Below are 25,488 nucleotides of genomic sequence, written 5' to 3'. Positions count from 1 at the left end.
CCGACTGTTTTTTCCTGTAGTACCGAGTTGAACGGTTTGGGGCCGCTGCGCAGCCCAGCGGGAGCAAGCTCCCTCGCCACGGTTGGTGGTTGTCCTTGTCACCTGTGGGAGCGAGCTTGCTCGCGATAGCGATAAACCAGACGCCATCGATGTTGCCCGGCCTGCCCCTATCGCGAGCAAGCTCGCTCCCACAGGGATGGTGATTGCCCTTTTGGGAGGGTGTGCAGCTAAGATGCGCAGAGAATCCAACAGGAAGACAGCCGTGACGCCATCGCCATTCGATCCATTGGTTCATATCGATTGGAAAACACCGGGCAGCGACGTGCTCGGGCTGTTGCAGCATTACTATCCCGACATCGGTGTGTTTGCCGGGCCGGGGTTCGAGGCGTTGTTGGATGAGCTGTCCAACGAGATGCCCGAGGTCTGCTTCGAGGCGCTGGCACCGGTATTGGCGGTTCAGGGGTATGACTTGTGGAACCTGGATGCCGGTGGCGATGATTATCGGCCGGTGGTTTTCCCCTCCGATCAACGCGAGGCGTTTGCCAGGCATTGGCAAAGCTCGCAGGGGGAGCCGAGGTTCACGGCGACGTTGATCGAGCCGCCTGCGGTGAAAGCGCGCAAACCGACCAAACCCAAGCGCGGCAAGGTGAAGTGGCTGCAGGAGGTCCATGACTACCCCGGCGACACCTATGTGCATGAGGACAACTACCGCAACGGTTGGGCCGCCATCACCGAGCAGGACGAAGACCAGTGGCTGTGCTTCCTGATCGATTACAACCAGTGGCCGCCCACCGAGCAGGACATGCTCGAACACCGCACCGATGGCGTGGACGGCGCGGACTTGCAGCTCATCGACGCCGATGCCCAGCGCAGCCTATGGAAACGTCGGATCGTGCGTGGCGATTACAGCAGGGACGACCGTTACCAATACGAAATTCGGCAAGGCAATGAGATCGCGGCGTTCGGCCCTGCCGGGGTGCAGTGGCCGGAATTTGAACAGCCCTGCGTGGTGGCGGATTCGGAGATATTCGAACGCCAGCGCCTCTACGAACCCGAGCATGTGACCCGGATCTGGCGGATCACGGCGGACAGCAGCGAGGTGATTTTCGAATACGCCGATGAACTGACGATCCTGCCCATCGGCCCTCGCCGCTTGCTGTTCATGCAGCACAACGGCCCGAAGTGCTGGGTCTGGCATCAAGACCCGCCGCACCAGGCCGTCGTCGCCAAACGGATGCCCGCTGAAGCCTACAAGTTGCGGGCATCCACCGCTTACCTCGGCGGGGATGAAGTTCTACTGTTTAGCGAAGGCGCGCGGCAGAACGCTGAGCATGCGGGTTATCAGGACACCGTGCTGCTGGCGTGGCGCTTCAACTTCATGACCGGGGCCAAGACCAAGGCGATGCTGGACGGTTTCGGCAGTGAACTGCGCCAGGACACGCGCCTGCTCGTCACCCAGCCCAAGCAAGTCATCACGTTGCGCACGTTTCATGGGCAACTGCATGTTTCGCGAGGGCATGGGGATTGGTGGGTGTGGACTTACCGCACCAATACCTTCGGCACCCACACACTGGCGTGGTTCTGGAATCAGGGCAGCAATGAGGTGGTGAAGCTGTCGACGAAGGATATTGCCCGGGTCAAGCCGCAGGTTCGTTATGTGCCGGGGCAGGATCGGTATCTGGCGTTCGAGACGGCGTTTGTGGCGCGGTTGCCGGCGTTTGGCGAGATGGTTGAGGCCAAGGGGAGTGAGGTTTTGGGTTTCCAGTAAGGCGATTTCGTTACATGGAGACACTTTCAAAGCATGGCGCTTTTGTGGCGAGGGAGCTTGCTCCCGCTCGGCTGCGCAGCAGTCGAAAACCCTGCCAACCGTGTCCTCCTGACGCCCCGCCGGGGGGGCTGCTGCGCAGCCCAGCGGGAGCAAGCTCCCTCGCCACAGGGGCAGGGGCTCAAACGCTCAACACGCCACGAAACCCACGCGCCGCGTAATACGACTGCACACCGTTGTGGTAGATGAACACCCGGCCATAGCGGTAGTCACCAAAAATCGCCCCATCGAGGGCGCGAAGCGCTGGAGGGGTTGCCAGCCAACTGGAGGTCTTGGCATCGAACTCACCGAGGGTTTGCAGGGCCCGATACTGGTCTTCCGTCAGCAGGGCGATGCCCATTTCTTCGGCCATTTCGATGGCGCTGCCTTTGGGTTTGTTCTCCTTGCGCGCATCCAGGGCCGCGCGGTCGTAGCAGAGGCTTCGGCGACCGGTTGGGCTTTCTTTGGCGCAATCGCAAAAGGTGACAGTGCCGGTCTTTGGGTCGAGGCCGATCACATCGGGTTCGCCGCCGGTGGCTTCCATGGCCTGGAGGGATTCCAAGGCTTTGGGGTTATTTTCGAGCCGGGCCTGGACGTCGGCCCAGGGGATGTCTGGGTGGCGGCTCGGGTTTTGTTCGAAGCGGGTTTTCAGGGTTTGGAGCAAGGTTTGTTGTTCTTGTTTTTTCATGGCGTAGAGTCCCTGGCTGGCCGATTGAATGCGCACGTTCTAATAGCCGTTTGCGGCGAAACTTCATCTTGGGTATCCCAATTTGATCTTGGCTACTGTCATCCCTGACAGTAGCTACGCAGCGCCTTGGGTGTTTAACCTGCAACAGCTTTCAAGCAAGCGTAACCATTCCTTGGGGGTTAACAAGACGCTCATGGGGACTAAGCAATCTAGCCGTACTCAATGGCCGTCGTGGTTTTTTTTCATGTGGCTGAGCGTGACCGCCCTACACGCGTTAGCAACAGAGAATTGCAACGTGAGGAAGGTCAACCAAGCGATGATTCTCGAACCCGGAGGCATCGCTCAAAAGGCATTGTCCGAACGGGAGTACAAAGAACGATTGGATTTGAAGACCGTCCGAGTCACCACGCCGGTAGAAACCCGGCATCCTGACAAATCCCGCCTCACCGTCGTGATCGATAATAGAAAACACAGGGAAGTGAAGCATATCTATTGCCAGTGAAGCGTCTAAGGTGAAGTCACCCATAGCGTCCCCACTGAGCACATGAGGCCTGTATGAAGCACTTCACGATTCAACGTATCGACCACATCGTCCTGCGCGTAAAAGACCTTGAGCGCAGCCTGGCTTTTTATACGTCGGTGCTCGGTTGCGAGCTCAAGAAGCGTCGGGACGATCTTGGCATGCTTCATCTGGGCACCGGTGTTTCGATGATTGACTTGGTGGCTGTCGACGGGCCTCTGGGTCGCCAGGGTGGGCCGGCGGCGGGTAAGCAGGGGCACAATGTCGATCACCTCTGCCTGCGTATCGAGCCGTTTGATGAACCCGCCCTTCTTGCGCATTTGGCTTCAGCTGGCCTGGAGGTTGAAAAAGCGCAGATGCGCTACGGCGCGGAGGGCAAGGGTTGGTCGATCTATTGCTTTGATCCGGATGGCAACCAGATCGAGTTGAAGGGGCCGGCGTTGGAGCCCTGAGCTTCAACTGGGTACTGCGATCAAAAACTGTGGGAGCAAAGCTTGCTCGCGAATTCGGTCGGTCTGGGCCGGTGATGTTGAATCTGCCGCCGTCTTCGCGAGCAGGCTCGCTCCCACAGGGGATCTCTGGCGGACGCCGAATTTGTGAACAGCCGCAATCAAAAACTGTGGGAGCGAGCCTGCTCGCGATGGCGGTCGGTCTGGGCCGGTGATGTTGAATCTGCCGCCGTCTTCGCGAGCAAGCTCGCTCCCACAGGGGGTCGGTGTTGGACGCAGCATTTGCAAACACCCGAGATTAAAAACTGTGGGAGCGAGCTTGCTCGCGATTGCGGTCTGTCTGGGCCGGTGATGCTGGATCTGCCGCCGTCTTCGCGAGCAGGCTCGCTCCCACAGGATCGGTGGTGGGGGTTATTGCGTTGTCAACTCCACCGCACCCTGGACCCGCTGCTGCATGTTGATCAAATGCAACCGCATCGACGCCCGCGCGGCTTCCCCGTCATGCCGCGCCAACGCCGCGTAGATCTGCTCCCGTTCACGCACTACCAACGCCCGATTTTCCCCCGTCACCGCCGGACCCGCCTGTTGCACGACAGCGATCAACGTATTGCCCACATGGGCCATGGCGTCGATGAAAAAGCTGTTGCCGGTGCACTGGGCGATTTGCCGGTGAAATTCGAAATCGATCCGGGCGCTTTCGTCATCCGTAGGGTCAACGGCATTCGATGCGTCGAGCACTTCGCGCATCGCCTGCAACTGCTCCGGCGTGGCGCGTTGGGCGGCGATGCCGGCGGCTTCCACTTCCAGGCTCAGGCGCAGTTCGATGACGGCCAGCGCATCGTAGGCGCCGCCCTTGACGTGTTTGCTGCCCTGGAAATCACCGGGGCGGGCGGTGTCCACCACGAAGGTGCCGATGCCGTGACGGGTTTCCACCAAGCCTTCGGCCTGGAGTCGCGACATGGCTTCGCGGACGACTGTCCGGCTGACGCCGCGTTCCTTGATGATGACTTGTTCGGTGGGTAACTTGCTGCCTGCGGGCAACTCGCCGGCCAGTATCTGCTGCGTCAGGTCGACCACCAGTTGCTGGGTCATGCTCAGGCGTCGATCGGGTGTGACACTGTCCATTGCACCTTTCCATTTAAGCCAGACGATCGCGGCATTATAGCCGCGACCTTGCGCCAAAACTCACTATAATGCCCGCTGATCACACTAGAGCACGCCGATGACGGATCAAGCGTTATCTCCATTGAACAAGCCACGCCGCCTCGCCGAAACCCTGGTCGACCGCTTTGCCCAGCGCATGCGCGACGGCATCCTCAAGTGCGGCGAAAAGCTCCCCACCGAAGTGCATATCATGGAGGCCGAAGGCGTCAGTCGTTCGGTGGTGCGTGAAGCGCTGTCGCGGTTGCAGGCGGCGGGGCTGGTGGAGACGCGCCATGGCGTCGGCACTTTTGTCCTCGACATGCCGGCACCAGAGGGCTTCACCTTGGGGCCAGCGACCATTGCGACGTTGTCGGATGTGCTCAACCTGTTGGAGTTTCGCCTGAGCCTGGAAGTCCAGGCTGCGGGCATGGCGGCCCAGCGCGCAACCCCCGAAGCCTTGGCGGAACTGGCCCAAGCGCTGGAGGCGTTGCTGCAAGGGCCGGAAAAGTCCGGCACCACCATCAATGCCGATTTCCAGTTCCATCTGAAAATCGCCAAGGCCGCCGGCAATTACTACCTGATCGATATCATGAAGCACCTGGGCACGAAGCTGATCCCACGTACTCGCATGAACTCCGCCTATTCCGGGCAAAGTGACCGCAGTGCTTATCTTCAGGGGATCAACGCCGAACACCAGCAGATCTTCGACGCCATCGCCAGCGGCAATGTCGACGCGGCGCGGGCGGCCATGTACCTGCACCTAAGCAACAGCCGCATGCGCTTGTGCGAAACCCAGCAGCGCCAAGCTTTCTACAACGAATAAGCGCCCATAGGCCCTGTGGCGAGGGAGCTTGCTCCCGCTTGGGCGCGAAGCGCCCACAAAGAAGGACTGCTGCGCAGCCCAGCGGGAGCAAGCTCCCTCGCCACAGGTTCATCTATTCCTTGAATCAGCAGTGCTGTCTGTAGGACCGCTCCACAACTCAGAAAAAGTTGTATTGAATACCCACCCGCAGGCGCAGTTGGCGATCATTGTCAACGGAGTTGACTTTGATATCACCCACTTCAAAGAACGGCGCCCAGCGTTTGTCCCACTTGTACTTGACCACGGCATTCTGCTCATAGTCATCGGTGCCGCCGTTATAACGGATGTAGTTGGCATCGAAATACGTCAGTTGATATTCATACGCCCACGGCCCTTGGTTGGCGTAGTTGATGTACACGTCGTAGCGATGGATCTTCTGGTCGTCCTGACCGTTGTCCGGTACGTCACGGTCGATCTTGTCGCGGTCGAGCTTGGAGGAATCGTAACGGTAGCGTCCGGCGATGCTCAGCTCCTTGGTGATCTTGTAGCCCAGGCGCATGCCCATCTTGTAGGTGGTGGATTCCTCGTCGCTTTCCATGGCGAACGAGGGCGTCAGTGTCCAGCGATCATCGATCTTGTGCTGGTAGTTGACGGTGAATTCATGGCCGCTGCCAACGGTGTTGTCGAAGGCGACGTCTTCGCGATCGCCAGCGGTCTTGTATTTGAGCTCACCTTCCAATCCCACTCCGTTGTCCAGCCGCATGCCGAACTTGGCGCGGTCGGCGTGCATGCGGGTCTGTTCCGCATACTGGTGGCGTACGTTGATATAACCGGTGTCGGCCACGGCAACAATGGAAGTGAACAAAGAAGCGAGGGACAGCGCGACGAGTGTCTTTTTCATGTTTTTATTCTTGTTAGTTGAATGATTTAGTTGGGTTGAACGCCAAATCACAGGCGAGCGCGTGCGCGGCATTGAAACCTGCGGTTCAACGTCTTCTTCGGGTTAAAACACGTGCTACGAAACAGTTACCTCAGACAGCGATAGGTATTCGCTGTATGTCGCGGCTGGCTTGCACCAGCAAACGGGTGTACGCATGGGTGGCGCCATCGCTCGCCAGCAGATGACTGTCGAGCGTCTCCACCACCCGGCCCTGCTGCATCACCGCCAGCCGATCGCACAGATGCGCCACCACCGCCAAGTCGTGGGTGACCATCAGGTAGGTCAACCCTTCCTGGCGGCGCAAGTCGGCCAGCAGGTTGAGGATCTCCGCCTGCACCGAGACGTCCAGCGCCGAGGTCGGCTCGTCCAGCAACAGCACCCGGGGACGCAAGATAAGCGCCCGGGCAATCGCCACCCGTTGGCGCTGACCACCGGACAACTGGTGCGGATAACGGAAGCGAAAGCTGTCGTTCAAGCCGACCTTGCGCAGGATCTCGCTGACCTTCTGGGCACGCCCGTCGATGCCATGGATGCGTAGCGGTTCCTGCAACGCGGCATCGATGGTGTAGCGCGGATGCAACGAGGCATACGGGTCCTGGAAAACCATTTGCACGGTGCGGTAGTGGTTCAGCGGCAGCTTGCGCGTCGCCGCCTGACCCGCGACGTGCAGCCGTCCCGTCCAGTGCTGGTACTGCCCGGCCAGGCAGCGCAATACGGTGGTCTTGCCCGAACCGGACTCCCCCACCAGGCCGAACGCCTCGCCTTCGGCCACGCTCAAATCGACGTCGTGCAATACCGCGTTCAGTGCCGCGCCGGTGCCAAAACTGAGGTTCAGGCCGGCTATTTCAATCATGCTCATGACAGGCTCCTCAAGCATTCAACCAGTGGGGGTCGCGCTGCAGCACCGGCAGCGTGGCGCGCCGATGGTCCAGGCTCGGCAGTGCGGCCAGCAGGCCTTGGGTGTAGGGGTGGGTGGCGTGATCCAGGTCGGCGGCGGCAATCGACTCGACCACGCGCCCGGCGTACATCACCAGCACGCGGTCACAGAAATGCCGCACCAGGTTCAGGTCGTGGCTGATGAAAATCAGCCCCAGGTCACGCTCGCTGACCAACTCCTCCAGCACGTTGAGCACCTGCCGGCGCACCGACACATCCAGCGCCGACGTGGGTTCGTCGGCGATGATCACCTGGGGATCGGTGATCACCATCATGGCGATCATGATCCGCTGGCCCATGCCGCCCGAAACCTCGTGGGGATACAGGTCATAAACCCGCCGGGGATCGCGAATGTGCACCTTGGCGAGCATGTCCAGCGCCCGCTCGCGGGCTTCGCGATGGGGCACCTTGTGATGGGCCAGGTACGCCTCGGCGATTTGCTCGCCGACCCGCACCACCGGGTTCAGCGAGTATTTGGGGTCTTGCATGATCATCGACATGCGTGCGCCGCGAATCGCCTGGATCTGCTTTTCGCTGGCGGCCAACAGGTCGATATCGGCGAAACGCAAGGTCTTGGCGGTGACCCGCGCCGTCGGCGGATGCAGGCGCAAAAGGCTACGGCCAACGGTGGATTTGCCCGAGCCGGACTCGCCGACAATGGCGAGCTTTTCCCGTCCCAGGTTGAACGACACATCACGCACCGCCAAGGAGGTTTTGCCAGCGTTGCGAAACTCAACGCACAAATCCTGTACCGCAAGTTTTATCTCAGTCATGGCCGGTTCCTCAGGATTGGCTGCGGGGGTCGAGGACGTCGCGCAAACCGTCGCCCAACAGGTTGAAGGCCAGGCTGACCAGCATGATCGCCGCACCAGGCGCCGCCACCAGCCACCAGCTTTCGAGCATGTAGCGGCGCCCGGTGGAGATCATCGCGCCCCACTCCGGCAACGGTGCCTGGGCGCCCAGGCCGAGAAAACCCAGGGCGGCGGCGGTGAGGATGATGCTCGCCATGTTCATGGTCAGGCGGATGATCACCGACGACAGGCACATCGGGATGATGTGGCGCAGGATGATCCGAGTGCTCGACGCGCCCTGGAGCTGCACCGCGACGACGAAGTCGGCGTTGCGCAGCGGCAGGGTTTCGGCGCGGGCGAGCCGGGCAATCGGCGGCCAGGCCGTGAGTGCGATGGCGATCACCGCATGCTCCAGGCCCGGGCCGAGGGCCGCGATGAAAGCCAGCGCCAGGACCAGGCTGGGGAACGAGATGAAGATGTCGGTGATGCGCATGAACAGGCTGTCGACCCAACCGCCGAAGTAACCGGAAACCGTGCCGACCAACAGGCCGATGGGGCCGACGATCACCGTCACCAGCAAGACGATGTACAGGGTGATGCGCGAGCCATACACCAACCGCGCGAACACATCGCGACCGTATTCGTCAGTGCCGAACCAGTGCGCGCTGCTGGGTGCCTGCAAGGCCCCGGCGAGGTTCTGCAACAGCGGGTCGTGGCCGGCGATCCACGGCGCGAAGACCGCGACCAGCATCAGGGTCGCGACGACGATCAGGCCGGCGAAGGTCATCGGGTTGCGCAGCAAAAACCGCAACAGGCGCAAGGTGCTGGCGACCATCGCCGCCGTGCTGGAAGCCGGCAACGTGGCGCTGCCGGGGGCGCTGGAAGCAAGGGGCAGGTTCATTAGCGAGTCCTCGGGTCGAAGATCTTGTACAGCGCATCGCTGATCAGGTTCAGCGTCACGAAGATGAGGCCGATCAACAGCACGCAGGCCATCACCGCGTTCATGTCGCCGAGCAACAAACTGCTCGTCAGGTACTGGCCGAAACCGGGCCAGGCGAACACGGTTTCGATCAGCACCGCGCCTTCCAGCAGGCCGCCGTAGGCCAGGGCGACGATGGTCAACAGCTGCACGCGGATGTTGCCGAAGGCATGGCCCCAGACGATGCGGCGCTGGGACAAGCCCTTGACCCGGGCAGTGATGATGTACTCCTGGGACAGCTGCTCGAGCATGAAGCTGCGGGTCATGCGGCTGATGTAGGCGACCGAGTTGAAGCTGAGGATCACCGCCGGCAGCAGGATGTGGCGCAGTGCGCTGCGAAAGGCCTCCCACTCGCCCGACCAGGCGGTGTCGATCAGCAACAGCCCGGTGTGCTTCGGGATCAATCCGTCATAGGCCAGGCCGATGCGCCCGACGCCGCCGGCCCAACCCAGCCAGGCGTAGAACACCAGGAAGGCCATCATGCCGATCCAGAAAATCGGCGTGGAGTAACCGAACAGGGTGATCAGCCGCGCGACATGGTCGCCGGCACGGCCCTGATGGGTCGCCGCGTAGACGCCCAGCGGCAGGCCCGCCAGCACACCGAACAGGATGGCGAGCGTGGCCAGTTCCAACGTAGCCGGGAAGACCCGGGCGATGTCAGTGATGACCGGGTTGCCGGTCAGCAAGGCCATGCCGAAGTCACCGTGCAGCAGGTCGCCTAGGTAAATCGCGAACTGGGTCCACAACGGCTTGTCCAGGCCCAGTTCCTTGTACACCTGGGCGTAGGCCGAGGCGTCGGCGTCCGGGCCGACGATGGCCAGCACCGGGTCCAGGGGCATCACCCGCCCAATAAAGAAAGTCAGCAGCAGCAACCCCAGCAGCGTCACCGCCACCGAGCCGCCGCGCCGGGTCGCCGAAGCGGCCCGGGTGGTCCAGATTGAAAAGGATGCAGTCGACATGTTCATTCCTGCCTTGGCCCTGTGGCCGTCGATTTCAGCGCTGCTTGTAGACGTCGCGTAGACGCGTGGTAGCGGCGGTGTGGCCGATGTAGTTGCGCACATCCGCGTGGATCACCACCTCGTCCACCATCTGCGAGACCGGCATGATCGCCCCGGCCTGTTGGTCGTAGAGGGTCTGGATCTGTGCATAGATTTCCCGCTGACGCTCGGGGTCACGCTCGCGCTCGGCCTGCTCGATCAGTTGATTGAGCTGCGGGTCGAAGAACGAGGTGCGCCAGCCCTGGAAGTTGCTCAGCTTGGCTTCGGTGCGGTTGTCCGGGTTGTACACCAGGGCCCGCAGGCTCGAATGGGGATGCCGCTCCGCCCCACCACCGCCACGACCGACGAGGATGTCGAACTGACGGTCGCGCATCGCCCCATAGATCTGGTTGCCGGTGCCGGTGATGATCGTCGCCTGGATCCCCGCCTGGGCCAGCGTCGCTTGCAGGCTGGTGGCGATGTTGATGAACGGCGGATCGGTCAATGAGCGAATCGTCACCTTGAAGCCTTCGGCATGCCCGGCCGCTGCCAACAGGCGCTTGGCCTCGGCCACGTCCAGGCGATAACCCGGGTCATCGAGGCGAGCCGGCAGTCCCAACTGCAAGGGCCGTTGGTTGATCACGCCGTAGTGCGGCATGACCACGTCGTTGATGCCCTGGTAGTCGATCAGCAGGCGGACGGCCTGGCGCACGCGGATGTCCTGGAACAGCGGTTGCTGCATGCTCATCGCCACGTAGTACAGCGTGCCGCGGGCGATGCTCTGGATGCGCACTTCATCGACCTTGCCCAAGGCCTTGATGTCAGTGGCCGCCATGCCGCGGGCGACGTCCAGGTCACCGCGCTCGACCATCAGGCGCAGGGCCTGGGACTCGGTCATGTTGCGCATGATCACCCGGCGCAACTTCGGCGCGCCGCGCCAATAGTCGTCATTGCGGCTCATCAGGATCACATCGTTGGCCCGCCAGATGTCGAGCTTGAACGCGCCGGACCCAGCCGTGTGGGTCGCCAGCCACGCCGCGCCCTGGTCGTCGCCGACCTGATGCTGCAAAGCGATGCTGCGATCGATGATGAAGGCGCTGGGTGAGGTCGCCAGGGTGTTGAGCACCAGCATCGGGTCGGTGACCCGTGGCAACTCCATCACAAAGGTGTGCGGCCCTTCGGCGCGCATCAGTTTGACCACGTTGTCGGCGGTGAAACCGTAGGCCTTCCAGGTGGAGGCCAGGGCGCGGTTGAGCGTGACGACGCGCTGCAACGACCAGGCGACGTCTTGGGCGGTCAGGGGCGCACCCGAGTGAAACCGTACGTCGTCGCGCAATTGGAAGGTCAGGCGCGTGCGGTCGGGGCTGATGTCCCAGGTTTTCGCCAGGGCCGGAATCAGCGTGTCCGGCTGCGCGGCGTCCTGCTCCAGGAGCATGTCATAGACGTTGGCGTTGACCTCCGCGACCTCCAGGCCCGTCGCCGCGGCAGGGTCCAGGGACAACAGGTTGATCATGCTCATGCCCACCACCAATTGGTCGGGGGGCGTTTCGCCTTGGGCCAGGCTGACGGGCACCTGCACTGCGCACAGGGCCACGGTGACACACAGCAGCCTGGTCAGGCGCTTGGGCCAGAGATTCATGGTTCAGTCCTTTCTTATATTTATAAAGACTTGTCGCCCGGGCCGTCATCGGCCTCAGGCGTGGAACAGGCTCAATGTCGGGACAAGGTGTTGGCCTCGATATACGCGAAGTTGATGTCCTCGCCCAAGCCCGGCCGGTCGGATAGATGCACAAAACCGTCGGCGTCCATGGGGTCGACGATGCTGTTGAGATGCGCCGGGACCTCCTCATAGTCAAGGAACGGGTGCAGCAGGCCGCGTTCGTACCAGCGGCAATTGCTGATCGCCCCGACCACCGCCAGGTTCGCCGCGCCATTGCCATGGACCTCGCAATCCATGCCGAACGACTCGGCCAGGTGTGCCACCTTCAGGCACGGCCCGATACCGCCGACCCCGGCCACGCCGGCGCGCAGGATGTCACAGGACTTCTGGGTCACCCAACTGGCGCGGCTGTGGAACTTGCCGGCGATGCTCTCCGGGCCCAACACCGGGATGTCCAGGTTGGCGGCCAGCCAGGCATAGGACTCCGCCGAGTCTTCCATCATGGGTTCTTCGAACCAGGCGAAATTCAGCTTCTGCAGTGCCTTGCCGATGGTCAGGGCGTCCATGCGGCTGTACCAGTGGTAACCGTCGAGCATCAGCGCGATGTCCGGGCCTACTGCCTCACGCACGGCGGCGCAGGCCTGGATGTCCATTTGCGGATTCGGCGCGAAGGAGATCGGTGGCATCCAGGTGTGCAACTTGATGGCCTTGTAGCCGCGCTGGACCAGCTTCTCGGCGAACTGGCCATACTCGTCCGGCGTCGACAAACCACCCGGCAAGTCATCGCCGCACATCGTCGAACCGTACGCCGGGACCTTGTCGCGATAACCGCCAATCAATTTATGCACCGGCAACTTGAGCTTGCGCCCGGCCAGGTCCCACAGCGCTTGTTCCACCAGCGCCAGCGCCCGGTCGGTGAACTGCCCGGCACTGCCCCGCTGCCAGTGCGCCAGGTCTTGCCAGATGCCTTCACGGTCCATCGGATCGCGGCCGATCAGCACTTTGCGCACGAAGGATTCGATGATGTGCGGACGAATCAACTCAGGCGGGCCAAAGGCATAACCCTCGGAGCCATCGTCGCAGCCGATTCGCAGCAAGGCCATCTTGATCATGACCTCATCGCCCGGATGGGCGTGACCGGCGCTGTCCTGGGCACGGCGCGACGGTGTGGAGAAGACTTCGACGTGAACGCCTGTGATTCGCATAGAGGGAGCACCCTGTTGTTATTGTTTATTTGTATGTCGTCATACAACATGTCGGATTATTCTGATGTTTCGCGTGAGCTGTCAACCCACAGAATCAATAAAAATAGGGAGAACAGAGGAATGACTAGCGAAAGGAGGTTATTTTTCTTGAGCGATATCCATAATGTCGTCATACCACAAGACAAAAAAGATACGACTCACTGCGGGCAGGCCACGATGGCGGGAGGATAAAAACCGTGGGAGCAAAGCTTGCTCGCGAAGGCGGTCTGTCAGGGTCGGTGATGTTGGCTGTGCCGACGTCTTCGCGAGCAGGCTCGCTCCCACAGGTTGGTCGGTGGTGGGCGCAGAACCCATGGGCTCCCGGGATCAACACTGTGGGAGCGAGCTTGCTCGCGAAGGCGGTCTGTCTGAGTCGGTGATGTTGGCTGTGCCACCGCTATCGCGAGCAAGCTCGCTCCCACAGGGTGGTCGGTGGTGGACGCAGAATTCGTGAACACCCGGGAGCAAAACTGTGGGAGCAAAGCTTGCTCGCGATGGCGGTCTGTCTGAGTCGGTGATGTTGGCTGTGCCGCCGTCTTCGCGAGCAGGCTCGCTCCCACAGGGTGGTCGGTGGTGGTCGCAGAATTCGTGGACACCCTGGGATCAAAAACTGTGGGAACGAGCCTGCTACAGACGTTCCAGGCCGAATGTTCTCCTACACACATAGCCTGGCAGCCCCCTTGCCCCATGGATGCACTGAGCACTGGCGTCAGATTGAAAGCCAGTAGCCATCACCGCTCCTTTATGGTTTCCTGCCCCAGGCACGGTTATTGACTGAAACCTGTCGAAATGACCCTTTGTGATGTTTCAGCCCGACGCAAGGAAGGCTCTAGCGCAACCTGTCGAGACGTACAGCCAAAGGACGGTTTTTCCCGTTAACCGCCCCCGACAAGTTGTTTTTCTGCCTAGACTCATCATTGTTCCGCCGTGCCGTGTTTTGAATGAGCCCGCACGAAAATACTAAAAACAAGAGGAAAGCCCGTAATGTTCAAACCTATCTGGAAAGCGCTCGCTTGCACGTTGGCCCTGAGTGCGATGAGCACGGCCATGGCGGCAGATCCGGTGGTGATCAAGTTCTCCCATGTGGTCGCCGAACAAACACCAAAAGGCCAAGGCGCACTGCTGTTCAAGAAGTTGGTGGAAGAACGGCTGCCAGGCAAAGTGAAGGTCGAGGTCTACCCCAACTCTTCACTGTTCGGCGACGGCAAGGAGATGGAGGCCTTGCTGTTGGGTGACGTGCAGATGATTGCGCCGTCGCTGGCCAAGTTCGAGCAGTACACCAAGACGGTGCAGTTGTTCGACTTGCCGTTTCTGTTTGATGACATTTCCGCCGTGGACCGCTTCCAGTTGAGCCCTGAAGGCCAGAAGCTGCTCAAGTCCATGGAAAGCAAGAACATTACCGGCCTGGCCTATTGGCACAACGGCATGAAGCAGTTGTCGGCAAACAAGCCGTTGCGTGAACCCAAGGATGCCCGTGGCTTGAAGTTCCGCGTACAGGCATCGGCCGTGCTGGAAGAGCAATTCAAGGCGGTGAACGCCAACCCACGCAAGATGAGCTTCGCCGAGGTGTACCAAGGTTTGCAGACCGGTGTGGTCAACGGTGCGGAAAACCCGTACTCGAACATCTACAGCCAGAAAATGCATGAAGTGCAAAAGTACATCACCGAGTCCAACCACGGTTTGCTCGACTACATGCTGATCACCAACACCAAGTTCTGGAGCGGCCTGCCGCCGGACATCCGCACTGAACTGGACAAGATCCTGGTAGAAGTCACCGCCCACGTGAACAAAGAGGCGGCGCAGCTGAACGAGCACGACAAACAACGCATCCTCGACGCCAAGACCACCGAGATCATCACCCTGACACCAGAAGAACGCGGCGCATGGCGCGACAAGATGAAACCGGTGTGGAAGAAGTTCGAAGGCGATATCGGCGCTGACCTGATCAAAGCCGCCGAAGCCTCCAACAAAGCCCAGTGATTGGTTGGCCGGTGCCGCCGCCCTGGCGGTGCCGGCCTGTCGTCCTCCCCACAGGAGATGTCATCCATGAACGCCCTTCGGCGCACCTGGGAACACTTCGAGGAAGCTTTCATCGCTTTCCTTCTGGCCGCCATGACGCTCGTCACGTTCGTCTACGTGGTACTCAATAATCTATACGCGGTTTTCTACAGCCTCGGCGACCATTGGCCCGCCGCCAGCGAGTCGATGTTCGCCATCGGCGACTCTGTCATGGGGATGGCCCAGGCGATGACCTGGAGTAGCTCGCTGACCAAGGCGCTGTTTGGCTGGCTGATTTTCTTCGGTCTTTCGTACGGTGTTCGCACCGCCGGGCACATCGGCGTCGATGCGCTGGTGAAGCTGGCGAGCAAACCGGTGCAGCGTTTCATTGGCGTCATCGCCTGCCTGTGCTGCCTCGCCTACGCCGGCCTGTTGGCGGTGGCGAGTTACGAATGGATCAACACCTTGATGATTGCCGAGATCGGCGCCGAGGACCTTGGCCATTTCGGCATCATGCAATGGCATATCGGGCTGATCGTACCGGTAGGGTTCGCGCTGGTATTCATTCGTTTCGCGGAAATTCTCGTGCGCATCCTGATGAATCGCCAGACCGGCCTGGGCCTGGCCGATGAAGCGGCCGAAGCCATCAAATTGACCGAGCACGAGGAAGACAAGCCATGACCATTGCCTTCCTGTTCATTGCACTGTTCGTGCTGATGTTTATCGGCGTGCCCATTGCCATTTCGTTGGGGCTGGCGGGATCGCTGACCATCATTTTCTTCAGCCCCGACTCGGTGCGTTCCCTGGCGATCAAGCTGTTCGAAACCTCCGAACACTACACGTTGCTGGCGATTCCGTTCTTCCTGCTGGCCGGTGCGTTCATGACCACGGGCGGCGTGGCGCGACGGTTGATCGACTTTGCCAATGCCTGCGTCGGGCATATCCGCGGGGGCCTGGCGATTGCGGCAGTGCTGGCTTGCATGCTGTTTGCGGCGTTGTCTGGTTCAAGTCCCGCGACGGTGGCAGCGGTGGGTTCCATCGCCATTGCCGGGATGGTGCGCTCGGGTTATCCACAGGCGTTTGGCGCCGGCATCGTGTGTAATGCCGGGACCCTGGGCATCCTGATTCCGCCGTCGATCGTGATGGTGGTGTATGCCGCGGCGACCGAAACCTCGGTGGGCAAGTTGTTCATGGCCGGCGTCATCCCGGGCTTGCTGTTGGGTTTGTTCCTGATGGTGGCGATCTACATCGTCGCCGTGAAGAAAAACCTGCCAGCCCTGCCCCGCGCCACGTTCCGCGAATGGTTGACCACCGCGCGCAAGGCCATCTGGGGCCTGTTGCTGATGTTCATCATCCTCGGCGGGATCTATTCCGGGATGTTCACCCCCACCGAAGCCGCAGCAGTGGCGGCGGTGTATTCGGCGTTCATCGCGCTGTTCGTCTACAAGGACCTCACGTTCCGCGAGACACCGAAGGTGCTGCTGGAGTCGGCCAAGCTGAGCATCATGCTGATGTTCATCATCGCCAACGCCATGCTGTTCGCCCACGTGCTGACCACCGAACAACTGCCGCAGCAAATCACCGCCTGGGTGATCGAGGCCGGGTTGACGCCGGTGACCTTCCTGTTGGTGGTGAACATCGTGCTGCTGATTGCCGGCGCGTTCATGGAGCCTTCGGCGATCATCCTGATCCTGGCGCCGATCCTGTTCCCCATCGCCATGAAGCTGGGCATCGACCCGATTCACTTGGGCATCATCATGGTGGTGAACCTGGAGATCGGTCTGATCACGCCGCCGGTGGGGCTGAACCTGTTCGTCACCTCGGCGGTGACCGGCATGTCCCTCCCCGCCACGATCCGTGCGGCGATGCCGTGGTTGATGATCCTGTTGGCGTTCCTGGTGCTGATTACCTATGTGCCGTGGATTTCCCTGGCACTGCCGAATTGGTTGGGGATGAGTTAAACCCGGCAAACACTCTGTGGCGGGCAAAGGATGATTTGCCTTGCCTCGGAGGTATCGGGCCGATCTGTCGGCCCTTTGCCTCCAGACAAAAAAAGGACCTCTTGAATGCTCAAACCTGTATGGAAAGCCCTCGCCTGCGCCCTGGCTTTCGGCGCGTGGGGAACGGTCATGGCGACCGAGCCGATCGTCATCAAGTTCTCCCACGTAGTAGGCGAACAAACGCCCAAGGGCCAGGGCGCGCTGATGTTCAAGAAGCTGGCGGAGGAGCGGTTGCCGGGGAAGGTGAAGGTCGAGGTGTACCCCAACTCCACGCTGTACGGCGATGACAAGGAGATGGAAGCCTTGCTCCTGGGGGAAATGCAGATCATTGCGCGGTCGCTGGCCAAGTTTGACCAGTACACCAGGGCCGTGCAGTTGTTCGACTTACCCTTTCTATTCGATGACATCGCCGCAGTGGACCGCTTCCAGCAGAGCCCCGAGGGCCAGAAGCTGCTCAAGTCCATGGAAAGCAAGAACATCACCGGCCTGGCCTATTGGCACAACGGCATGAAGCAACTGTCGGCCAACAAGCCATTGCGCACCCCCGAGGATGCCCGTGGCCTGACGTTCCGGATACAGACCTCCGCCGTATTGGAGGAGCAATTCAAGGCGGTGGGCGCCAAGGCGCAACCGATGATTTTCTCGGTGGTGTACCAGGGGCTGCGCACCGGCCTGGTCCATGGCACGGAAAATCCTTACTCGAACTTTTATAATCAGAAACTCAATGAAGTGCAGAAGTACGTCACCGAGTCCAACCACGGCATACTCGACTACATGTTGATCACCACGTCGGACTTCTGGAACGGCCTGCCGCCGGACATCCGCAGCGAACTGGAGAAGATCGTCGTCGAATCCACGGCCCATGCCAACCAGGAAGCGGAACGATTCAACCAGCAGGACAAGCAAAAAGTCCTGGACGCCAAGACCACCGAGATCATTGCCCTCACGCCCCAGGAACGCAGCGCCTGGCGCGACAAGATGAAACCGGTGTGGGCGAAGTTTGAAAAGGACATCGGGGCGGATTTGATCAAGGCGGCGCAGGCTTCCAACGTCGCTCAATAAGCCCGTGACAGGACTGTGGATAAATTGATGCCCTTGGCTCAACACTCTCTGTGGCGAGGGAGCTTGCTCCCGCTGGGCTGCGCAGCAGCCCCCAATGTTTGCCTGACACACCGTGGTGTCAGGTTTTGGGGGTGCTTCGCGCCCCAGCGGGAGCAAGCTCCCTCGCCACAAGAGCGCAATTCCCCCACTTCAAATCCAACCCTCCCCAGTTGCAAAGCACATTGCGCTATGATCCCCGCCTCTCCCTGAATAGAGGCTTTTTTCGCTAATGCTGTCGTCCACCCCAGACATCACCTCTACCCTCCCACCCGTCCTGGTCGGCCCGCTGTTACGGCGGCTGGAACCTGCGCGCCTGGTGATGTGGCTGGTGGGCACACGAGCGCTAGCGTTAACCCTGCGCATTGACGGGGTCGGCGACCTGACGCTGGATGCGTCGCGTTGCACCGTAGTGCCGGTGGGGCAACACGCTTTTGTGCACCTGATCGACGTGACGCTCGACACGCCCCTGCCCCAGGACGTAGCGATTGACTACGACCTGCTGGTAGAGGGCGCGCCCATCGCCGAATGGGCGCCGCACCTGTTGTATGACGGGGCACAGTGCCCGAACTTCATGTTGCATTCGCGCATCGAGCAATTGGTCCACGGTTCCTGCCGCAAACCCCACTACCCGGCCAACGACGGCCTGCTGTGTGTTGACCGATTGTTGGCGCAAGACCCGGCGCAACGCCCGGCGCTGTTGATGATGAGCGGCGACCAGGTCTATGCCGACGACGTCGCCGGCCCCATGCTGCGGGCGATTCATGGGCTGATCGAACGCCTGGGGCTGTTCGAGGAGCGCCTGGACGGCGCCGTGGTGGAAGACAGCGCCAAGCTCTACCAACACCCGGCCAGCTATTACCATCGGGCCGATTTGCTACCGGCCCTGGAAAGCAACGAAACCCTGCGCGAGCGCTTTTTTGGCGGGGCGCGCAAGCCGATCTTCACCAGCAGCAGCGCCGATAATCATCTGGTGACCTTCGCCGAGGTCATGGCGATGTACCTGCTGGTATGGTCGCCGGTGCCCTGGACACTGATCACTGTTCAACCGCCCGAACTGACCGTCGAACGGCGCCAGCGCTACGACCTGGAACAGCAACGCATCGATGCGTTCAAGACCGGGCTGGACGGCGTAGCGCGGGTGTTTGCGCACTTGTCGTGCCTGATGATTTTCGATGACCACGACATCACCGACGACTGGAATCTGTCCGCGCAGTGGGAAGAAACGGCCTACGGCCATCCGTTCTCCAAACGCATCATCGGCAACGCCTTGATCGCCTACATGCTCTGCCAGGGCTGGGGCAACAACCCGGATGCCTTTGCTGATGTGCTTGCGCAAACCCTGGCCCTGAGCGACACCGCCCGGGACCGCTACCTCGACAGCGCGCCACAGGACCAACTGATCGACACCCTGCTGGGTTTCCAGCGCTGGCATTACGTGCTGCCAAGCACGCCGGCCCTGGTGGTGCTCGACACCCGTACCCGCCGCTGGCGCAGCGAGAACAACCTCAAGCAACCTTCCGGCCTGCTGGACTGGGAAGCCCTGAGCGAGTTGCAACAGGATCTGCTGGATCACCCCTCGGCAATCATCGTCTCGCCGGCACCGATCTTCGGCGTGAAGCTGATCGAGACCGTGCAGCGGGTGTTCAGTTGGTGCGGTTTTCCGTTGTTGGTGGATGCGGAAAACTGGATGGCCCATCGCGGCGCCGCCCAGGTGATCCTGAATATTTTCCGACATTCGCGTACACCCGGTAACTACGTGGTGCTGTCGGGGGATGTGCATTATTCCTTCGTCTACGAGGTGCTGATCCCACACCGCAAGGGCGGCCCGCGCATTTGGCAGATCACCAGCAGCGGCATCAAGAATGAATTCCCACCGGTGCTGCTGGAATGGTTCGACCGCCTGAACCGCTGGCTCTACTCGCCGCGCTCGCCCCTGAACTGGTTCACCAAGCGCCGCAGCATGCGCATCGTCCCCCACACGCCGGAACACGCTGAAGCGGGCGAACGGTTGTGGAACAGCGCAGGCATCGGCCAGGTGTTCTTCAACGAACAGGGCCAGCCCGCGCAGATCTACCAGCACAACGCCAACGGCCTGCCGCCGACGCGTATGCGCCCTCCCAAATCTCCGTCAGCTTGAAACTCGTGAGAGCAAATGCAAAATTTCCAGTCACCTCACATCAACTGTGGGAGCGAGCTTGCTCGCGATAGCGGTGGGTCAGTTGCCGGTGATGCAGGCTGTGCCGAGGTCATCGCGAGCAAGCTCGCTCCCACAGTGGTTTGGGTCTGACTATAAATTTTGCATCCCCCCAATCCCTGTACCAGATCAGAACGGTAGCTGCAGGCTCTCCTGGCCTTCGAGGCTGAGCAGGAACTGTTTGGCTGCCAGGCCGCCAGCGAAGCCGGTGAGGCTGCCGGAACTGCCGATGACGCGGTGGCACGGGGCGATGATCGAGATAGGGTTGCGGCCATTGGCGGCGCCGACCGCCCGGACCGCTGTGGGCTGGCCGATCTGGAGGGCGATGTCGCGGTAGCTGCGGGTTTCACCGAAGGGGATGGTCAACAGGGCCTGCCAGACCCGGACCTGAAAGTCAGTGCCGGCAAAATCCAGTTCCAGCTCGAAACGACGGCGCTGGCCGGCGAAGTATTCCAGCAACTGACGTTCGGTTTCCTTGAGGACCGGATGCCGGGTGTCCTCTTCCAAAGGCCCCAGGCGCACCCGATTGAGCCGCTCGTTTTCCCACAGGATGGCCTCCAGCCTCGTCTCCCGGGCGACGAGGATCAGTTGGCCGACGGGGGATGGGATGGTTTTGTAGAGGGGCAACATCGAGGGATTCCTTGTCAAAGCCTTTGTGGCGAGGGAGCTTGCTCCCGCTGGGTTGCGAAGCGACCCTACACGTGGCACCGCGGTGTGTCAGATTATCAGTTGGGGGCTGCTTCGCAGCCCAGCGGGAGCAAGCTCCCTCGCCACGGGCGATCTCACCAGCCGCAATATCTTGCTCAACCCAACAACCCCAACGCTTTCGCCCGCGCCACCGCCTGGGTGCGGCGCTCGACCCCGAGTTTGCTGTTGATGTGGCTGGCGTGGGTCTTGACGGTGTGCAGGGAGATAAACAATTGCTCGCTGATCTCCTGGTTCGAACAGCCTTGGGCAATCAACTGCAACACCGCCCGTTCGCGACTGCTCAGGGTTTCGACAGGTGCCGCAGGGTCGACCGGTTGGACCACCGAGGGCAGGCGTTCGAGCAGATGTTCGCGCAGGGTGCTGGGCGGCGCGTTCAGCAGTTGTTCGCGCAGCCATTCACAGTGCTTGCCCAGCAACCACTCGAACGGCTGCAACACCCCACCGCTGGCGGCTTCGAAAGCCTGGGCCAGGGTGCGGCGGGCTTCGGGTTCGCGGCCGAGGCTCAACAGCAAGGCGACTTTCTGGTTGAGCGCCATCACGCTGAGCATCTGCCGGCCGGTTTGCTGGCCGTGCTCCAACAAGGCATTGAGCCGGCCTTCGGCGAGCATCGGTTGACCCCGGATGGATTCCAGCACCGCCTGTTGCAGTTCGACATGCAGGGGCAGTTGCGGGTGGAATTCCGGCGGCGCGGCGGCCCGCTCACCCGTGTAGGTCTGGCCCAGGCGGGCCAACCAGGCTTCAGCCAGGTCGGTACGGCCCTGGGCCAGCCAGAGTTCGCATTTGACCAGGGTAATCATCGCCAGGTAGTAGATCGGCGGAACATCCCAGATGTGCATCAGGCGCTCGGCTTCAGCCAGTTCGGCAAAAGCCCGGGCGAACTCGCCGCTGTAGCCTTCGATCCGCGCGACCACGCAGTGACCGATCAGCACGCTGATGTCGCGGCAGGCGCGGGCTTCGGTGAGGCCGGCCTGCAACCGCGCCAGGCCGGCCTGGGGCTGCAGGCGCAAGGTCAGCAGGAAACCTTCGTACATGATCAGTCGTGCCCGCACCGCATAAAGCCGCTGGGGCGATAATTTGTGCAAGCGTTGCAGGCCATGGTGCACTTCATCCAGTGCCCGCAGGATCTCTCCCCGCGCCTGCAGGACCCGGGCCCGATCGTAATGGGCCAAGGCCTCGAACAACGGATTGCCGACCCGCTGCGCCAGCTCCAGGGAGTCGCGGTTCAGGTTACGCGCGCGCCACAGGTCACCGTCGGCAATGGCCAGGTTCGACAAGGTGGACAGGCACATCAGCCGCTGGCCGTAGCGTTTTTGCGGCAAGCTCTCCAGGGCTTCGCTGCAATAACGCACGGTGGCCTCGCGATCGCCACGACCCCGGGCGACGATGCCGCTCAGGGCCAGCCATTGGGCGAGCATGGATTTTTGCGCAGTGGCCGAAGGGGCCGGCAGGAAACGACTCAAGTGCGCGGCCAGCTCTTCGGCGGCATCCAACTGGCAGGCCAACCCCAGCGCCCAACTGTAGAGCACGATCAGCCGCGGCGTGCTGATGAGCAGGCTGTCGGGCAGGTCCATTTTCCAGCGCAGCAACATGCCGACGTTCTGCTCGGCCAGCAGTTGTTCCTCCGAGAGGTTCTGCACCAGGTTCGCCGCCACATCCAGGTGGCCGGCCCGCAGCGCCTGCTCCACGGCTTCGTCGATCAGGCCCTGGGCGTTGAACCAGCGGCAGGCCCGCAAGTGCAGCGTCGCGGCCGGGACCATGGCCGGCGCGCTGGGACGACTGCGCAGCAGATCGGAAAACAGATGGTGGTAACGGTACCAATGGCCGTGCTCGTCCAAAGGCACCAGGAATACTTGATGGGACGCCAGGTAACGCAGGATCTCGGCGCTGTCATGGGCTTCGCGCACGGCGTCGCACAGCGCGCTGCAGAAGCGCTCCTGAGGGGCCGTGTCATAGAGAAAAGCCTGCACCTCGGCGGGCAGGCAATCGATGACTTCTTCGAGCAGGTAATCACGAATCATCCCTTCGCCGCCATTCAAGGCCTGGGGCAGCAGGCCTTCGGTGCCGGCTTCAGACGCCGCCAGCAACCAGAACCGCAGCCCCGCCACCCAACCTTCGCTGCGCTGGATGAGGTTTTCCAACGCCTCACCGCGCAACGAGCTGCTGTGATGCTGGAGCAGGGTCAAGGCTTCGTCATGGGTCAGGCGCAGGTCTTGTTCATTGAGTTCGAGCAATTGCCGCGACAGGCGCAGGCGCGCCAGGTGCCAGTCCGGACGCTGGCGGCTGGTGACAAGGACCAGCAGACCGTCGGGCAGGTGATTGAGGAAAAATTGCAGGCAGCGATCCAGCACCGGGCTTTGGGCCAGGTGGTAATCGTCCAGGACCAGCAACAAGGGGTTGCGCGGCGACAAGTGCATGGACAGTTCGTCCAGCAAGCCATCGAGCCATTCTTCGAAGGCAAAGGGCTGGTGGCGCTGGCGCATTTTCAGCAACCCCAGTGCCCGGCCACCCAGTTGCGGGAAAAAGGCCTGGAGCCCTTCGAGCAAACGTTCCAGGAAACGCCCGGGATCGTTGTCCCGGGCACTGAGCCCCAGCCAGAGACTTTGCCAATAGGCCGGCAGGCTCTGGCAGAACTCCACCGCCAGGGAGCTTTTACCAAACCCCGCCGGCGCACTGACCAACAACAACCTGCCCCCGAGCCCAGCGGCCAAACGCTGGCACAACCGCGGCCGCACGACATGGCCGTCGGGCAAGGGCGGGCGGTAGAAACGCCCGTCCTGTACCGCGATGGCTGCGCGGGCAGAATCCGGAAGTGAAGACAAATCAGTCATGGCCGGCTCTTGTTGGAATGCGGGTGGCGGCGTTGCAGATGTCCGCAGACTAGCGGTAAACGAGGAGGTATTGAAGGGAGTGCTACAAATGGCTACAAAAAGACTACACGTTGATGGCCGTGAAAAATCCAGGCAGCCGCCGCTCTTGTGGCGAGGGAGCTTGCTCCCGCTGGGGTGCGCAGCAGCCCCAAGGCCGCCCCGTTTGATCTGATGCCCCGAGTACTCCGCTTTGGGACTGCTTCGCAGTCCAGCGGGAGCAAGCTCCCTCGCCACAGGGGTTTTGTGTGGGTCAAAAAAAACGCCCCGAACCAGTCGGGGCGTTGTTTCGAGGATGCGGCCTCGGGTGGAGCGGTTTAGCGGATACCGTCCTGGCGCAATGCGTTCGGAGTGAAGTCGGCGGTGGTGGCGGTGAAGCCGAAGTCGTAGGCCGATTTCTCTTCGTTCTTCATGCCCAGCGCCAGGTAGCGGCCGGACTGCAGGTCGTAGAGAGTTTCCAGGGCGTACCACGGCACTTGCTTGTCGTAGTAGTTCTCGGCATGGGCCTCGGCCACGCGCCACAGTTGGCCACGACCGTCGTAGTGGTCGATCACCGCGGCTTGCCAGGTGTCTTCGTCGATGTAGAAGTCACGCTTGGCGTAGATGTGACGCTGGCCTTCCTTCAGGGTCGCAGTCACATGCCAGACACGACGCAGCTCGTAGCGAGTCAGGTCCTGGTTGATGTGGCCGGCCTTGATGATGTCGGCGTACTTGAGTTGCGGCGAATCGATCTTGTAGCTGTTGGCGGCGATGTACAGCTCTTTCTTGCCTTCCAGCTTCCAGTCGTAGCGATCCGGCGCGCCGTTGTACATGTCCAGGTTGTCGGAAGTACGCAGGCCGTCGGCGGCGGTACCCGGGCCGTCATAGGACACTTGCGGGGCACGGCGCACACGGCGCTGGCCAGCGTTGTAGACCCATGCCGAACGCGGTTCCTTCACTTGGTCGAGGGTTTCGTGCACCAGCAGCACGCCACCGGCCAGGCGCGCCGGCGCGGTCACTTGTTGCTTGAAGTAGAACAGGATGTTGCCCGGGTTGGCCGGATCGAAATCCTTCATCTTGTCGCGGAACACGAACTGGTCGCGGAAGTACACCAGGCTGTAGGAGCCGTTGGGCTGCGGGGTGGCCTGGGTGACCAGGCGCGTCACGCTGCCGCCGCGATAGCGGGTGATGTGGTTCCAGATCACTTCCACGCCGCTCTGGGGAATCGGGAACGGCACGGCCGTCTCGAAGTTCTCCAGGCCGTTGCCGCCAGACACCAGCTTGGTGTTGACCGCATTCTTCTTGATGGAGGCGAACACCTCGTCCGGCACGGTGGCGCCGCGATGGGTCGGGTAGACCGGCATCTTGAAGGTTTCCGGGTAGCGCTTGAACATCGCGTACTGGCCCGGGGCGAGTTTGGCCTTGTACTGCTCGACGTTCTGCGCGGTGATGGTGAACAGCGGTTTCTCAGTCGGGAACGGGTCGGCAAGGAAGCCCTTGCTGTCCACGGCACCGGCGTTCTTGGCCATGGGTTTCCAGGCCGAGATCGAGCCATCGGCATTGCCGGCCATCTCGGCGCCCATCGGCGTCAGGCTCTTGCCCAGTTTATCGGCCTCGGCCGCGGGTACCGCCGCCATGACGCTGGCGGCCAGCAGGGATAACCCCAGAACACCGGCCTGCATCAGATTCTTTGTTATTTTCATAGTGTGTC

Annotated in this window: 21 protein-coding genes; 9 read left to right on the top strand and 12 right to left on the bottom strand. The window is 61.5% G+C overall.

Going from position 1 to position 25,488, the window contains the following annotated elements; genetic code table 11:
* Positions 1-262 precede the first annotated feature (262 nt).
* Positions 263-1,768, top strand: a complete 1,506-nt coding sequence (locus J3P85_RS04485) for a hypothetical protein (protein ID WP_434705026.1) — start codon at positions 263-265, stop codon at positions 1,766-1,768.
* 178 nt (positions 1,769-1,946) lie between these two features.
* On the opposite strand, the gene J3P85_RS04480 is transcribed toward J3P85_RS04485, so the two are convergent.
* Entirely contained in the window at positions 1,947-2,492 is a 546-nt protein-coding gene (locus tag J3P85_RS04480; RefSeq protein WP_434705025.1) for a DUF4256 domain-containing protein, read from the bottom strand.
* A gap of 316 nt (positions 2,493-2,808) precedes the next feature.
* Here J3P85_RS04480 and J3P85_RS04475 point away from each other — a divergent pair, with 316 nt between their 5' ends.
* Positions 2,809-2,994: a hypothetical protein gene (locus J3P85_RS04475; RefSeq protein ID WP_434705024.1), complete on the top strand. Its 186-nt coding sequence runs from the start codon at positions 2,809-2,811 to the stop codon at positions 2,992-2,994.
* Positions 2,995-3,047: 53 nt separating this feature from the next.
* Complete coding sequence (locus tag J3P85_RS04470) at positions 3,048-3,464, top strand: VOC family protein (protein ID WP_434705023.1); 417 nt, start codon at positions 3,048-3,050, stop codon at positions 3,462-3,464.
* Between the two features lie 408 nt (positions 3,465-3,872).
* On the opposite strand, the gene J3P85_RS04465 is transcribed toward J3P85_RS04470, so the two are convergent.
* Entirely contained in the window at positions 3,873-4,586 is a 714-nt protein-coding gene (locus J3P85_RS04465; RefSeq protein WP_434705021.1) for a FadR/GntR family transcriptional regulator, read from the bottom strand.
* A 97-nt stretch (positions 4,587-4,683) separates the two neighbouring features.
* Here J3P85_RS04465 and J3P85_RS04460 point away from each other — a divergent pair, with 97 nt between their 5' ends.
* Positions 4,684-5,427: a FadR/GntR family transcriptional regulator gene (locus J3P85_RS04460; protein WP_186708942.1), complete on the top strand. Its 744-nt coding sequence runs from the start codon at positions 4,684-4,686 to the stop codon at positions 5,425-5,427.
* Between the two features lie 157 nt (positions 5,428-5,584).
* Here J3P85_RS04460 and J3P85_RS04455 read toward each other — a convergent pair whose 3' ends face one another.
* From J3P85_RS04455 to J3P85_RS04425, 7 genes are all read right to left on the bottom strand, one after another.
* Positions 5,585-6,307 carry an oligogalacturonate-specific porin KdgM family protein gene (locus tag J3P85_RS04455; RefSeq protein WP_434705020.1) on the bottom strand — a complete coding sequence of 241 codons (723 nt, stop codon included), beginning with the start codon at positions 6,305-6,307 and terminating at the stop codon, positions 5,585-5,587.
* A 130-nt stretch (positions 6,308-6,437) separates the two neighbouring features.
* Positions 6,438-7,205, bottom strand: a complete 768-nt coding sequence (locus J3P85_RS04450; RefSeq protein WP_434705019.1) for an ABC transporter ATP-binding protein — start codon at positions 7,203-7,205, stop codon at positions 6,438-6,440.
* A gap of 10 nt (positions 7,206-7,215) precedes the next feature.
* Positions 7,216-8,055: an ABC transporter ATP-binding protein gene (locus J3P85_RS04445; RefSeq protein WP_434572274.1), complete on the bottom strand. Its 840-nt coding sequence runs from the start codon at positions 8,053-8,055 to the stop codon at positions 7,216-7,218.
* Positions 8,056-8,065: 10 nt separating this feature from the next.
* Complete coding sequence (locus J3P85_RS04440; protein WP_186708937.1) at positions 8,066-8,974, bottom strand: ABC transporter permease; 909 nt, start codon at positions 8,972-8,974, stop codon at positions 8,066-8,068.
* The gene (locus J3P85_RS04435; protein WP_018614070.1) at positions 8,974-10,011 is read right to left on the bottom strand and encodes an ABC transporter permease; all 1,038 of its coding nucleotides are present in this window, start codon (positions 10,009-10,011) and stop codon (positions 8,974-8,976) included. Before J3P85_RS04435 ends, J3P85_RS04440 begins: the two co-directional genes overlap by 1 nt.
* Positions 10,012-10,045: 34 nt before the next feature.
* Complete coding sequence (locus J3P85_RS04430) at positions 10,046-11,668, bottom strand: ABC transporter substrate-binding protein (RefSeq protein ID WP_207963199.1); 1,623 nt, start codon at positions 11,666-11,668, stop codon at positions 10,046-10,048.
* Between the two features lie 71 nt (positions 11,669-11,739).
* Positions 11,740-12,894 (bottom strand): mandelate racemase family protein, encoded by a 1,155-nt coding sequence (locus J3P85_RS04425; RefSeq protein ID WP_434705017.1) that lies wholly within the window; start codon positions 12,892-12,894, stop codon positions 11,740-11,742.
* A gap of 1,023 nt (positions 12,895-13,917) precedes the next feature.
* Between J3P85_RS04425 and J3P85_RS04420 the strand changes: the two genes are divergently transcribed.
* From J3P85_RS04420 to J3P85_RS04400, 5 genes are all read left to right on the top strand, one after another.
* Positions 13,918-14,913: a TRAP transporter substrate-binding protein gene (locus J3P85_RS04420; RefSeq protein WP_434705016.1), complete on the top strand. Its 996-nt coding sequence runs from the start codon at positions 13,918-13,920 to the stop codon at positions 14,911-14,913.
* Positions 14,914-14,979: 66 nt separating this feature from the next.
* Entirely contained in the window at positions 14,980-15,612 is a 633-nt protein-coding gene (locus J3P85_RS04415; protein ID WP_434705015.1) for a TRAP transporter small permease, read from the top strand.
* On the top strand, positions 15,609-16,892 hold the full coding sequence (gene dctM / locus J3P85_RS04410; protein ID WP_434705014.1) for a C4-dicarboxylate TRAP transporter large permease protein DctM: 1,284 nt from the start codon (positions 15,609-15,611) through the stop codon (positions 16,890-16,892). The genes J3P85_RS04415 and dctM overlap by 4 nt, the downstream gene beginning before the upstream one ends.
* Before the next feature lie 105 nt (positions 16,893-16,997).
* Positions 16,998-17,993 carry a TRAP transporter substrate-binding protein gene (locus J3P85_RS04405; protein ID WP_434705013.1) on the top strand — a complete coding sequence of 332 codons (996 nt, stop codon included), beginning with the start codon at positions 16,998-17,000 and terminating at the stop codon, positions 17,991-17,993.
* 268 nt (positions 17,994-18,261) lie between these two features.
* Positions 18,262-20,169, top strand: a complete 1,908-nt coding sequence (locus J3P85_RS04400; protein WP_434705012.1) for an alkaline phosphatase D family protein — start codon at positions 18,262-18,264, stop codon at positions 20,167-20,169.
* Positions 20,170-20,355: 186 nt separating this feature from the next.
* Here J3P85_RS04400 and J3P85_RS04395 read toward each other — a convergent pair whose 3' ends face one another.
* From J3P85_RS04395 to J3P85_RS04385, 3 genes are all read right to left on the bottom strand, one after another.
* Complete coding sequence (locus tag J3P85_RS04395) at positions 20,356-20,856, bottom strand: methylated-DNA--[protein]-cysteine S-methyltransferase (RefSeq protein WP_434705011.1); 501 nt, start codon at positions 20,854-20,856, stop codon at positions 20,356-20,358.
* A gap of 173 nt (positions 20,857-21,029) precedes the next feature.
* Positions 21,030-23,762 (bottom strand): LuxR C-terminal-related transcriptional regulator, encoded by a 2,733-nt coding sequence (locus tag J3P85_RS04390; RefSeq protein ID WP_434705010.1) that lies wholly within the window; start codon positions 23,760-23,762, stop codon positions 21,030-21,032.
* A gap of 353 nt (positions 23,763-24,115) precedes the next feature.
* Complete coding sequence (locus J3P85_RS04385) at positions 24,116-25,480, bottom strand: DUF1329 domain-containing protein (protein ID WP_053118519.1); 1,365 nt, start codon at positions 25,478-25,480, stop codon at positions 24,116-24,118.
* Positions 25,481-25,488: the final 8 nt, after the last annotated feature.

Source organism: Pseudomonas sp. Z1-12, assembly GCF_051132015.1.
Taxonomy (GTDB): domain Bacteria; phylum Pseudomonadota; class Gammaproteobacteria; order Pseudomonadales; family Pseudomonadaceae; genus Aquipseudomonas; species Aquipseudomonas zanjanensis.
Note: the sequence above shows the minus strand (reverse complement) of the source record. Positions and strands in the feature narration are given on the sequence as shown.